Here is a 12,106-nt window from a genome sequence, read left to right as displayed (position 1 = left end):
TGAAGGCGGCAGGGGAGAGTCTGAAGGATTCGTCAGTTGAAATGCGCCCGCAGCAGCGGGGTGGACGAAATGCAGAGCATGATCAGCCCGAACAGCGCCATGACCTTGATGACGAAAAAACAGGCGTGGTGACGGGCATCTGCGCCGGTGGCCAGCATCATGAACGGGTCAGGATCGGGAAATCCGGTTTTGCTGTTGATCTGCACGAGCTCCAGCGCGCGTTGACGGCTGGGCGCCGCCTGTGCCCGGCGGCGCGTCATTTCAGTCCCGGAAATATCGGCTTTTTCGTGCAGGGCCGTAAGATAGAGTTCCAGATCCTCCCGGCGATAGGCAATTCTGCCATCAGGACCCTGCGTGTGCGCAGGCCCCGTGCCGAGAAGGGACAGCAGCTTCATCCTGCGTTCTGGTAGCGCGAGATGGGCTGCTGCTTCCGCTCTGGAAAGCGTTTTGGAGCGCACAGGCAGATGAAAGACCTGTCCGCCTGACTTTTCACCGGGAATCTGTGTCGGAGACGGCATCGGTCTGAATCCTGATTTCTCTGGACGGACTGACATTATGGTCAGTCCGTCCAGAAATCGAGTATTTCCCGGAGTCCCGCCCTGTATTTTTGATCAGGCTGTCGTGATGGCGATACCTTCGGAACGAAACCGGCGGAAGACGTCAAAAAGAATGGCATCCTGCACGCTGCTGGCGTCCCGGGCGGAGGCGAGGGCGATACTCAGGGTCAGGGTCAGACTGTCTGCGGTAATGGCACTGACCCGAACTTTTGGGGCAGGTGTCGCGAGGACTTCGTCGCGATGTGCCGCAACTTCCAGCAGCATGGATTTTGCCCTTTCCGGATGGGTCGCCACCGGCACCTGAAATGTCAGGGTAAGGCTGCCCGTTGCTCCGCTCAGCGTGGCGTTCTTGACGCTTGTCGTGATGAACTGGGAGTTCGGAACGATCATGGTCGAGCCATCGCTCAGCCCGATATCGGTCGCGCGGATGCTGATGCGTTTGATATCGCCCCGTGTGCCGGCAATCTCAACCATGTCTCCAACGCGCACCGGCCGCTCGGCCATGAGAATAACGCCGGAGACGAAGTTCTGCACGATGGATTGCAGACCAAAACCGATACCGACCGAGAGGGCACTGACCACCCAGGTCAGGTTCTGCACGGACACCCCGGCGATGGAGAGAATGCCGAGGCCGACGAGGATCCACGAGCAATAGGTGAAAATGCTGAGGATCGACGTCCGGCTGCCGATGTCGAGGCGGGTTGTGGGGAAGAAACGGTCCCTGATCCAGCTTCGGGTCTGACGGATGATGTAATAGGCGGCCACGGCCAGCACGATGACCAGCACGACCGTATCGAGAGAGATCTTTACGCCGTGGATGGTGTTGCCGACGAACAGCAGCCAGAGGCGGTTGGTGATGTCCGTGACACTGAAGCTGCCATCTGTCTGTGCAATGGAAAACAGCAGCAGAAGCAGCAGGATATTTCCAAGCCCGGAAAGGATCACTCCGATCTGCGACAGGCGGGGTTGGGGAAGGCCAAGCTGCATCAGGCGGAGGCTGAAGAAACTACCTTCCGAGAACAGCCGCTCCAGAACATCGCGCCAGCACAGACCCAGAAGTGCCACGATGGCCACGCCCGTGCCCAGCGAGAGCAGCCAGCCATTGAGCGTGAAGGCGAAGGCCACATAGCCCAGCAGGATGGAAATGACCGTGACGGTCAGAAGCAGGCTGGACACACCTAGCGCGGACGGCGCGAAGCCGCGCGTATCGTTCTGGTTGCCCAGTCGGCGGAACGTATCCACGGCACACAGGCCGATGGCGATGGAGAACACAATTTCCAGCAGGATCTGAAGCGTCGGGCCGAAAGCATCCTGAGCCTGAAACGCACGCAGCAGGTCCAGAAGAAGAATGCTGATCGCCAGAATCCAGTCCACTCCCCGAAGCGCCTTGCGCTCACCGGGATTGCCCTGTGCCAGAACGCCGCTCCGTCCGAATACTGGCAGACCGGCGCCAATGATGAAGCCGCAGACGGGAACGGTCTCGCCAATGATCGCACCGATCGGGCCGCCACCATCGGGCAGGGTGGCCGCAGCCCAGATGAACCATGTCAGGGTAGCGATCAGGGCTTCCAGCGCACCATTGAGCGTGATGGCAATGATGCTGGCGGAGAGAGCCTCTTTCACGCTGTCTTCGGTAGCGGGGCGGAAATGGGCACCACAGCGCTTGAGCAGACGCAGGATCAGGGGGGAGCTGAGGCCAATGACCGCGAAGGTGATCGCGCAGCCGATCAGGAGATGGAGCCAGTCCGCCAGAACACCGCCCGGATGAAACGAAGAGTGGTTTTCGGCGCGCTCGGTCAGGAGTGTATTCCAGAAGCGCGGAGCCAGCGGTGAAACCGTGTGTTCGGACAGTGCCGCATGCTGAAGCTGTGTGCGGCGCGCATTGATGGCCGTGTTGAGCTGCTGGGCCTGAAGGTTATAGAGCCTGGCGCGGATCAGGGCCGATTTCACGGACTGCGCATTCTGCTGCATCCGCTGGCGCTGTGCCGTGACGGAGGGATCTTCGTTTTCCGCCGCGCTGGTGCCGAGGATTTTCAGAAAAGATTCGGTGATGTTGTCATAGGACTGGATCTGCGTGACGGCGTCCTGCGTGTTCTGCTGGACCTTCTGGATCCGGGACGACAGGCTGTCGAGCTCGCTGTTGCCCGTATTTTCGTCCTTGCGGTTCAGAACGGCGAAGACCTGCCGTAGAGTGGTGGCGCTGTCGTCGAGCTGGTGAGCAATGGTGGTGGAAACCGCAGCCCATCCCAGACCGGACGTGGTGGGGTCGGATTGTGAATCTTTTCCAACATCTTTTTTGGAAGGCGCGGCGACTGCCGGGGCGGAAGCAGCCTGAGGCGCAGCGAGTGCGATAGGGGGAGCCAGTCCGGCAAATGCCAGCGCGACAGTGACGAACAGAACACCCAGAGTACGTCCACAAACGGCTCCGGACCGCTGTCTGCTGAAAGATGAAAAGGCGCGCGCGGCAGGCCGTGTGGTCATGCGTCGGGTGTTCCGTTCAGTGTCTTGATGGGTTTTCAACGGTTTGCAGAGACAGAGGTTCGATTGCTGCGGACAGTACGGATATGAAAAGGGCACCTTTCCCGGATCAGGAAAGATGCCCCGAACCGGGAAGGACCTGAATGCTTAGTCCTGCCAGTCGACCCCATGGGCATCTGCGATCGACTCGAAGCCATCGCGGCGCATGGCGTCCAGAAGTTCCTGTTTCATGCGGCTCAGGATGCCGGGGCCCTGAAGCACGAAGGACGAATAGATCTGCACCATGTCCGCGCCCATGCGGATGCGGGCCAGAATGTCCTCTCCGGTTTCAATGCCACCGCAGGAAATCAGCGCCAGCCGGCCCTTGTTCAGCCCCGAGACAATCCGCAGCACATCCCGAGAGCGGGCTGCCAGAGGCCGTCCGGACAGGCCACCGGTCTCGCGGGCTGCCGGATCGCGCAGTGTACCGGGGCGGGTGATGGTTGTGTTGGTCAGGATCAGACCCTGCGCGCCGCCTTCGATGGCGGCCTCGAGGATCGGCTCGTAGGAACTGTCATCCAGATCCGGCGCGAGCTTGACCAGAAGCGGCGGCCGTTCGGGATTGCGCGTGTTGATGGCCGCGAGAAGTTCTTTCAGCATCGCCGCCGACTGAAGATCCCGCAGTCCCGGCGTGTTGGGCGACGACAGATTCATCGTGATGTAATCGGCATACGGGCGCACACGGGCCACAAGTTCCGGATAATCCCGAAGCGGGTCGGAGCCGGTCTTGTTGATGCCGATATTCACACCCAGCGGCACAATCGGGCCGCGCATCCGGCCATTGGGCATCGGACGGTGCAGACGGGCGAGACGTCGGCAGAAGCGGTCCACGCCGCAGCCATTGAACCCCATGCGGTTGATGATCGCGCCGTCCTCGACCAGCCGGAACAGGCGTGGGCCCGGATTGCCGGGCTGGGGGCGGGGCGTCACGGTTCCGGCCTCGATATGCCCGAAGCCCAGCTTTGCAAGCGGGCGAATGGCGCGGGCGTCCTTGTCGAACCCGGCGGCCAGGCCGATCGGGTTGGGAAAGCGCAGGCCGAGCGTGCGGGTCGAGAGGGCCGGGACGTCTTTCGGAGCCTGGCCACCGAGGCCAAGAGCGAGAGAGTGAATGGCGAGTTCATGCGCCGTTTCGGTGTCGAAGCGGTGCAGGAGAGGGGTGACGAGCGTTCCGAGATCGATCATGAGTTGTTTCCATACTCCAATCCGCACTGTGAAGCACCTGCCTCACAGCCCTGGACGATGGGTGACGTCGTTTTGTCTTGGCCGTGGCGTGGGGACACGATAGACGCGAATGCATGTCCAATGCCTTCACCGCTGAATCCTATGACGAGCCTTACCTTGAGACGTGCTGCCGCTCGACGCTGCACCGGCTCCTGCTCTGTGGCGCGACGGGCCGTCCGACAGGTTTGAAGGACCAGCCCTGTCTGGAGCGGCTGGAGCGGCTGGGGCTGTCTGAACTGCGAGACGATGGACGCTTCGTCATCACGCAGGATGGTCTGAAGCGGCATCGCGAGGAAATCGGGCCGACCGAATGAAAATCAGGCTGTACCGGTCCAGGCCTGATTCAGTCCTTCACGGCAGAAGCGGATGACTTCGTTCAGGTCACGGTCATAGAGGCTGTCCGGCACGCCGGATGAGAAGATCTCCACAGTGCAGGCGCCCCGAAAACCTGCATCCCATGTGGCATGCAGCATTTCATAAAGCGGAATGCAGCCATCGCCGGGGATCAGACGGTCCGCTGCGGACCAGGGTATGCGCCAGTCGCTGACCTGAAGGACGTTGATCTTCCGGCCTGCGGCCCGGATGGCCGCGCAGACGTCTTTCTGCTGCCAGATGTTCCAGTAATCCAGGCACAGACCCATGGCGGAGTGTCCGACGCCGTCGATGATGTCCATCGCCTGTTCGATGGTCCAGATCGCACTTTCGGTGTTTACAGAGGTCGGGTTGAGCGGTTCCAGTGACAGGGAGACGCCCAGATCGTCCGCAAGGGGGCAGAGGTCACGCAGATAGCGCACTGTCTCGTCCATGGTGCGGCGCATATTGCCCTTGGGTGGGGCGCCGGTATTGGTGACGAAAACGCTGCCGGGCACATGCGGGGCCAGGGTTTTCAGGCTCCGGGTCAGACGTTCAACGCGGGCTTCGGGTGCGCCGGGCTCGGGCACCATGGCGCTGCCGAAAAACGTACGCACAGCAGGCTGCACAGCACTGACGGTCAGGCCGCTCTCTCTCACAAGGCGCATCTGTTCTTCGATGCGGTTTGGATCGAGCTTGGCTTCGCAGATCTCGATCGCATCCACGTCAAGCGCGCAGTAACGGGTTACGTCTTCCTCGAATGACCAGGGCTGGGTCGTGAATTCGTTCATGCCGAAGCTGAAGGGCATTGTCGTCATGGGATCAGCCCTTCATGAAGTCGAGAACGGTGCGGTTGAATTTTTCGGTCTCATCGAGAAAGACCATGTGGGCACTGTCCGTAAAGTCTACGCCCTGGCAGTTGGGCATGTGCTGTGCGACCCAGGCGGGACCCTGCGGGTTAAGGACCTTGTCCTTGCGGGCCACCATCATCAGAGCCGGAAGCGTGAAACGCGGCAGGACATCGCGCCAGTCCTGCGTGGTGTGATCGGCCATCATGGCGCTGCGGGCATGTGCGGGACTTTGCGCCATCTCCCGAAGCAAGAAGGCCTTTTCCTCGTCCGCAATCGGATGACAGATGCAGTTTTCCAGATTGGCCAGGTCGAAGTCTTCCGGGGTGAGGGTCAGCTGCTGCTGTACGGCCGTCAGGCCCGCCTGATCGTAACAGTCGGCATGGCCGAGCTTCCAGTCAGCAGAATAATACTGTTTCGGGGTCTGCTGGACGAATATGGCGTTGCGGATGCGCTCTGATCCGAACAGTTCCAGATACGACCAGATGACTGGACAGCCAATCGACCAGCCCAGAACCGTGACGTCCCGCAGGTTCAGCGCTACCAGCAGATCCCGCAGATCGGCGGCCAGACGGGCGATCCTGTACCCATGGGATGGTTTTTCCGAACGTCCGTGGCCGCGCAGGTCCACAGTGATGACGCGGGCCTGTTCGGAGATCGGGCCGACATTGCGGTGAAAGAAGCGTCCTGAAAACGTCCAGCCATGAATCATGACGATGGGCCGTCCGTGCCCCTGTTCCTCGTAATGGATGCGGATTCCGTCACTGGTCGTGATATGCGGCATGGTCTTCTCCGTAAAAGCACTGGCCGGATGGGCGTGGAAACTGTCACAGGCCATAGCGCGCGGACCGTAAGGCGGGTTGCGTTCAAAGGAGCGTTTGCGCTTGCGGGGGCAGGGCGGTAAATTGGAAGTGCCATGACTGTTTCCTCACCTTCCGTCACGCCCGACGCGCCTGAAACCGCCCCTCCGAACCGTGTTCTGAAACCCATTGATCTGGGGCAGGGCGTGGTGATCGAGGACCCGGTGATTCTCGCCCCGCTCTCGGGGGTGACGGATCTGCCGTTCCGTCAGCTCGCGCGCGATCTGGGAGCAGGGCTTGTCGTATCGGAAATGATCGCCTCCTGGGCGATGATCCGTGAGAACGAAAACACCATGCGTATGGCTCGGATGGCCGAGCGCGGTCCCAATGCGGTCCAGCTTGCCGGCTGTGATCCCGAAGCCATGGCGCAGGCGGCGAAGATTTCGGTCGATGGAGGGGCAAACCTCATCGACATCAATTTTGGCTGTCCGGTGAAGAAAGTGGCGATCGGGCAGATGGCTGGCTCCGCACTGATGCGCGACGAGGTTCTGGCCGGGAAGCTGCTGGAAGCCACGGCGCGGGCCGTGAATGTGCCGGTGACGCTTAAGATGCGCATGGGCTGGGACCACAACTCCCTCAATGCGCCGCGTCTGGCAAAAATCGCGGAAGAGAGCGGGATCCGGCTTGTGACGGTTCACGGTCGCACCCGGCAGATGTTCTATAACGGCACGGCGGACTGGCGTTTCGTCAAAACGGTGAAGGACGCGGTGTCGCTGCCGGTTATCGTCAATGGCGATATCAACACCATCCGCGATGCGCGTGAGGCGCTACACCAGTCTCAGGCCGATGGCGTCATGATCGGGCGGGGTTGCTATGGCCGCCCGTGGTTCACGGCACAGGTGGCGCAGTCCCTGCGGACAGGTGAAGACGTGCCGGATCCCGATCTGGCCACGGAAAAAGAAATCGCCCTGCGTCATTATCGCATGATGCTTGACCATTTTGGCGAGCGTCCGGGTCTGCGTCTCGCACGTAAGCATGTGTCCTGGTATTCCGCCGGGCTGCCGGGGTCTGCGACGTTCCGCTCTACAATCAATAATGTGGATAATGCCGCTGAAGCCATCGCGCTGCTTGAAGGCTTCTATGACCGTCATATTGAAGCCGGTGTTGTCCGCAACCGCGAAGCCGGGCCGGCCGGCAGTCTGAGCCGCGATGGCACGCGTGAGGCGGCCTGAGATCATGCGCCGTTCATGACGGAAGCGTCCGTATCCGGTCTGGTCGAGCAGGGCTGTCATCCGGTTTTCCTTTACGGGGCCTCCCGGCTGGACCGGCAGGACGTGGCCCGCAGGCTGCACAGCCACAGCCCGCGCGCGCAGCGCCCTTTCGTGGTTGCGGCTCTAACCGCTACCCCGCGCGCACTGCGCGAGGCGGCATTGTTCGGGAGCGCCGAGGCGGGCTGGATCCAGCAGGCACAGGGTGGAACCCTTCTGCTGGACGAGATCGACTGTCTGTGCCCTACGATGCAGGACCGGTTCGTGGACTGTCTTGCTCAGACGGATCTGCGCGTCATCGCCGGAAGCCGTCACGATCCGCTCCTGCTTCTAAGGCAGGGTGGTCTGGCGGCAGGACTGCATCAGTGGCTGTCGGCACTCCCGTCGGCGCAGCGGATGGGGCCTGAACGCATCAGTGCGGTCTGTCGTCTGGCGGCAGGTACGGGCACGGCGCGTCCCCGCGGTCTGGAGCGGGCGCTGGAACGGCCTTTGTCCGAATATCTTGAGGGTGACCTGGAAAACGGCGCGGGCGATCTGCATGCCTGCGTGGTGGGGGAAGTCGAACGGCCGCTGATTACGATGGTCCTGCGTCGCACCTGCGGCAACCAGTTGCGCGCCGCCGCCATTCTGGGTGTAAACCGCAACACCCTGCGCAAGCGTATCCGAGAACTGGACATCACGATCCCGAAAGGCATCGACGAGTGAAATTTCGTTCCCTGAGGCGCCTGTTTGCAAGGCTGACGAGTGCCAACGGGGCGGTTCTTCTGACGGTTATGGCGCTTGTGCTGGCTTTTGCCACGTTCGTCGTGCTGTCAGGCGGCATGTCTCTGGCGCATCGCCCGCAGGTTCAGGCGATCGTGTTCCTGCTCGATTTCATCATGCTCATGCTGATTGCGGCTGCCGCCGTGGTGCAGATCGGGCGGATGGTGGCCGAGCGCAGACTCGGCCTGGCGGGTGCGCGTCTGCATGTACGGCTCATTACGCTGTTTGGCATCGTGGCGGTCGCCCCGACCATCGTCGTGGGGGCGGTGGCGACGCTGTTTTTCCATTATGGCGTGGAAATCTGGTTTTCCAACCGTGTGAACGATGCGCTGACGGAGGCACGATCGGTCGCGGTCGGCTACCTGCAGGAGCATAACGACAATGCCCGGACCGAGGCCTTCGCGCTCGCGAACACGCTGATCACGGTCCAGAACGACGAGCTTTTCTCGCGCGGCACCGATCTTTTCCATGACCCAGCGCGTCTTCAGGAATTTCTGGACGACGAAGTGACGGAACGGGGCCTGACGGATGCGGAGGTCTTCGATCCCCTGACATCCAAGGTGCTGGCTGTCGGTGGCCTTCTGGGCAGCGATGCCGATATGTCCACCGCGCCCCCCCTTCCGCCGAAATCGGTCGTGGAACTGGCCCGGCATGGAGAGGCCGTGATTCTTGACCGTCCGGATCAGCGCAAGGTGCGCGCCGTGGTGGCGCTGGGCGGCAATTCGGGACTCATGCTGGTCATCACCCGTCCGGTCGATCCGGATGTCGTCGAACACATGCGCCGGACGGACACGCTGGTTACGGATTACCAGCGGCTGATTGCCAATCGTGGCAAGACGCAGGTCCTGTTTGCGGTCATTTTCGCGCTTATGGGCCTGCTGGTTCTGGCGGTGGGAATGCTGACGGGTCTGGCGCTGGCCAACCGGATCGCCAATCCGCTGGGCCTTCTCATCCTGGCGGCCCAGCGGATTTCCAAAGGGGATCTCGGGGTGCGCGTTCCTGTTCCCGACGATGCGGGGGAAGACAAGGATGACGAGGTGACGGGGCTGTCCCGTGCGTTCAACAGCATGACAGACCAGCTCGAAAGCCAGCGTTCCGAGCTGATGCAGGCCTATGACCAGATCAACGAGCGCCGCCGCTTTACCGAAACCGTGCTTGCGGGTGTTTCGGCGGGCGTGATCGGGCTGGATCGGGCTCAGGTGATCGAACTGCCGAACCGCGCCGCCTCCAGTGTGCTCCAGCGTGATCTTCAGCCCGCCATCGGCCGGAAACTGACGGAACGCGTGCCGGAGTTCTCCGCTCTGCTGGAGGCGGCCCGCATGGCGCCGGAGCGCGTTCATACGGCTGAAATCCAGGTGGATACCGAAGGCGCGCAGCGTCCAGGTGGACCGGGCGAGGGTGGGGGTGCGGGTGCGGGCCGCACGCTGCTTGTCCGGGTCGTGGCAGAGCTGCGCGGGCAGGATGTCGCGGGCTATGTCGTGACCTTCGATGACATCACGGATCTTCAGTCTGCCCAGCGCAAGGCCGCCTGGGCGGATGTGGCCCGGCGGGTGGCGCACGAGATCAAGAATCCTCTGACCCCGATCCAGTTAGCGGCAGAGCGCCTGAAGCGGCGCTTCCTCAAGGAAATCCATTCCGATCCCGAGACTTATACGCAGCTTGTCGATACGATCGTGCGTCAGGTCGGCGATATCGGGCGAATGGTTGACGAGTTCTCCGCCTTTGCACGGATGCCACAGCCCGTCATGCAGCCGGAGGACTTCTCGCGGCTGTGTCGGGAGGCGTTGGTGCTCCAGAGAAATGCCCATCCCGAAATTGTGTTCGAGACGGCCGGACTGCCGCCGTCAGGGCCGATCGTGCGCTGTGACCGGCGACTCATCGGACAGGCACTGACAAACCTGCTACAGAATGCAGCTGATGCCATCAGCATGGCAGGCCGCGGAAAACCGGGAGAAAATGTCTCCGGACAGCCCGCAGGACAGGTAGTGCAGCCAATAGGACACATTGTGGTGGGCTTGCACATTCACGGCGGGCATGTCCTGCTAGACATAGAAGATGACGGGATCGGCCTGCCGACGGTGGAACGCCACCGGCTGACCGAGCCTTATGTAACCCACAAGGCGAAGGGCACCGGCCTCGGCCTTGCGATCGTCAAGAAGATCATGGAGGACCATTCCGGGATGCTTCAGCTCACTGATCGGGAACCAGACCTTTCCCGTGGCCCGACATCCGGGCAGCGGGGAACGCGCGTCACCCTGTCCCTGCCGTTATGGGAGCAGGAGAGCCATGTCCCGGGTGGAACGGACCTTCAGACCATGAGGACAGCAGATGGAACATGAGATCCTGATCGTCGATGACGAACCGGACATCCGGTTCCTCATCGAGGGCATTCTGAACGATGAGGGCTACAGAACCCGGACAGCCGCCAACTCGGATCAGGCGCTTGAACTCTTTCGCGCGCATCGTCCGTCTCTGGCGATTCTGGACATCTGGCTTCAGGGCTCCCGGCTGGATGGAATCGAACTGCTCAAGATTTTCCAGACCGAGGAACCTGGGCTGCCGACGCTCATGATCTCGGGTCACGGCACCATCGAGACGGCAGTGTCGAGCCTCAAGCTTGGCGCCTATGACTTTATCGAAAAACCCTTCCAGTCGGACCGGCTGCTGGTGGTGGTACGGCGCGCGCTTGAAGCGGCGCGCCTGCAACGTGAGAATGCGGAACTGCGCCTGAGGGCCGGCCCGGAAACGACCCTTTCGGGAGAGGGGGCCGTCATTTCTGCCATCCGCGCCCAGATCGAGCGTGTTGCGCCCACCAATTCCCGTGTGCTGATCAGCGGTCCGGCCGGATCGGGCAAGGAAGTGGCGGCGCGGATGATCCATGCGCGCTCGCGCCGGGCAGAAGGGCCGTTCATTGCCCTGAACTGTGCGACGCTGGCGCCCAACCGCTTCGAAGAAGAACTGTTCGGCCTTGAGGGCGAAGACGGTCAGCCGATGCGTCGTGGCGTGCTGGAGCGCGCCCATCGCGGAACGCTCCTGCTTGATGAAGTCGCGGACATGCCGCCTGAAACGCAGGGCAAAATTGTCCGCGCGCTTCAGGACCAGACCTTCGAGCGTCTGGGCGGCAATACGCGGGTGAAAGTGGATATCCGGGTCATCGCCACCACCAACCGCGACCTTCAGTCCGAGATTGCCGCGCACCGGTTCCGGGAAGACCTGTATTACCGCCTTGCGGTCGTGCCGCTACGGATTCCCTCCCTGCGCGAACGGCGCGAAGATATTCCGGGTCTGGCGCGGCACTTCCTTGACCGCTGCGCCCAGTCTTCCGGGCTGCCGGTCCGGGAGCTGTCGGTCGATGCACTTGCCGCGCTGCAATCCTATGAGTGGCCGGGAAATGTGCGGGAGTTGCGCAACCTGATGGAGCGGCTGCTGATCATGATGCCAGGGACCGGCAATGATCCGATCCGGGCAGACATGCTTCCCTCCACCATCAGTCAGGGCGCGCCGTCCATGACACGCCTCAATTCGGGAGCGGATGTCATGAGCCTGCCGCTGCGTGAAGCACGGGACCTGTTCGAGACGCAGTATCTTCAGGTGCAGCTCATGCGCTTTGGTGGCAATATCAGTCGTACGGCCAGTTTTGTCTGCATGGAGCGCAGTGCGCTCCATCGCAAGCTCAAGCAGCTTGGCGTGACGACAAATGAAGACCGTGCGCCTGCGTCGTCCACGCCAGTGAGTGGTTGAAATGGCCCGTCGATTTTCCTTCTCTTTCCTCTGTCGACTGA

Annotated in this window: 10 protein-coding genes; 5 read left to right on the top strand and 5 right to left on the bottom strand. The window is 61.8% G+C overall.

The window, feature by feature from the left end; all coding sequences use genetic code 11:
- Positions 1-32 precede the first annotated feature (32 nt).
- The 3 genes from A0U94_RS09465 to A0U94_RS09455 all read right to left on the bottom strand — a co-directional run bounded on the left by A0U94_RS09465 (position 33) and on the right by A0U94_RS09455 (position 4,256).
- Positions 33-518 carry a hypothetical protein gene (locus A0U94_RS09465; protein ID WP_077803188.1) on the bottom strand — a complete coding sequence of 162 codons (486 nt, stop codon included), beginning with the start codon at positions 516-518 and terminating at the stop codon, positions 33-35.
- A gap of 93 nt (positions 519-611) precedes the next feature.
- Positions 612-3,038 (bottom strand): DUF3772 domain-containing protein, encoded by a 2,427-nt coding sequence (locus A0U94_RS09460; protein WP_208611626.1) that lies wholly within the window; start codon positions 3,036-3,038, stop codon positions 612-614.
- Between the two features lie 144 nt (positions 3,039-3,182).
- Positions 3,183-4,256 (bottom strand): quinone-dependent dihydroorotate dehydrogenase, encoded by a 1,074-nt coding sequence (locus A0U94_RS09455; RefSeq protein WP_077803187.1) that lies wholly within the window; start codon positions 4,254-4,256, stop codon positions 3,183-3,185.
- A gap of 113 nt (positions 4,257-4,369) precedes the next feature.
- Between A0U94_RS09455 and A0U94_RS09450 the strand changes: the two genes are divergently transcribed.
- Positions 4,370-4,609 carry a hypothetical protein gene (locus tag A0U94_RS09450; RefSeq protein ID WP_062028947.1) on the top strand — a complete coding sequence of 80 codons (240 nt, stop codon included), beginning with the start codon at positions 4,370-4,372 and terminating at the stop codon, positions 4,607-4,609.
- Between the two features lie 3 nt (positions 4,610-4,612).
- Here the strand turns inward: A0U94_RS09450 and A0U94_RS09445 are convergent, their stop codons facing one another.
- Together A0U94_RS09445 and A0U94_RS09440 are read right to left on the bottom strand one after the other, a co-directional pair.
- Positions 4,613-5,464, bottom strand: a complete 852-nt coding sequence (locus A0U94_RS09445; RefSeq protein ID WP_077803186.1) for a sugar phosphate isomerase/epimerase family protein — start codon at positions 5,462-5,464, stop codon at positions 4,613-4,615.
- A gap of 4 nt (positions 5,465-5,468) precedes the next feature.
- Positions 5,469-6,278 (bottom strand): alpha/beta fold hydrolase, encoded by an 810-nt coding sequence (locus tag A0U94_RS09440; protein ID WP_077803185.1) that lies wholly within the window; start codon positions 6,276-6,278, stop codon positions 5,469-5,471.
- A 132-nt stretch (positions 6,279-6,410) separates the two neighbouring features.
- Here A0U94_RS09440 and dusB point away from each other — a divergent pair, with 132 nt between their 5' ends.
- The 4 genes from dusB to ntrX are packed head-to-tail and all read left to right on the top strand — an operon-like array spanning position 6,411 to position 12,065.
- Complete coding sequence (gene dusB / locus A0U94_RS09435) at positions 6,411-7,526, top strand: tRNA dihydrouridine synthase DusB (protein ID WP_062028953.1); 1,116 nt, start codon at positions 6,411-6,413, stop codon at positions 7,524-7,526.
- A 15-nt stretch (positions 7,527-7,541) separates the two neighbouring features.
- Positions 7,542-8,267: a sigma 54-interacting transcriptional regulator gene (locus tag A0U94_RS09430; RefSeq protein ID WP_077803184.1), complete on the top strand. Its 726-nt coding sequence runs from the start codon at positions 7,542-7,544 to the stop codon at positions 8,265-8,267.
- The gene (locus A0U94_RS09425; protein ID WP_077803183.1) at positions 8,264-10,663 is read left to right on the top strand and encodes a sensor histidine kinase NtrY-like; all 2,400 of its coding nucleotides are present in this window, start codon (positions 8,264-8,266) and stop codon (positions 10,661-10,663) included. The genes A0U94_RS09430 and A0U94_RS09425 overlap by 4 nt, the downstream gene beginning before the upstream one ends.
- The gene (ntrX, locus tag A0U94_RS09420; protein WP_062028959.1) at positions 10,653-12,065 is read left to right on the top strand and encodes a nitrogen assimilation response regulator NtrX; all 1,413 of its coding nucleotides are present in this window, start codon (positions 10,653-10,655) and stop codon (positions 12,063-12,065) included. The genes A0U94_RS09425 and ntrX overlap by 11 nt, the downstream gene beginning before the upstream one ends.
- The last annotated feature ends 41 nt before the right edge of the window (positions 12,066-12,106 follow it).

Origin of the sequence: Gluconobacter albidus (assembly GCF_002005485.1) — a bacterium.
Taxonomy (GTDB): domain Bacteria; phylum Pseudomonadota; class Alphaproteobacteria; order Acetobacterales; family Acetobacteraceae; genus Gluconobacter; species Gluconobacter albidus.
This window is presented reverse-complemented; position numbering and strand designations above follow the sequence as displayed.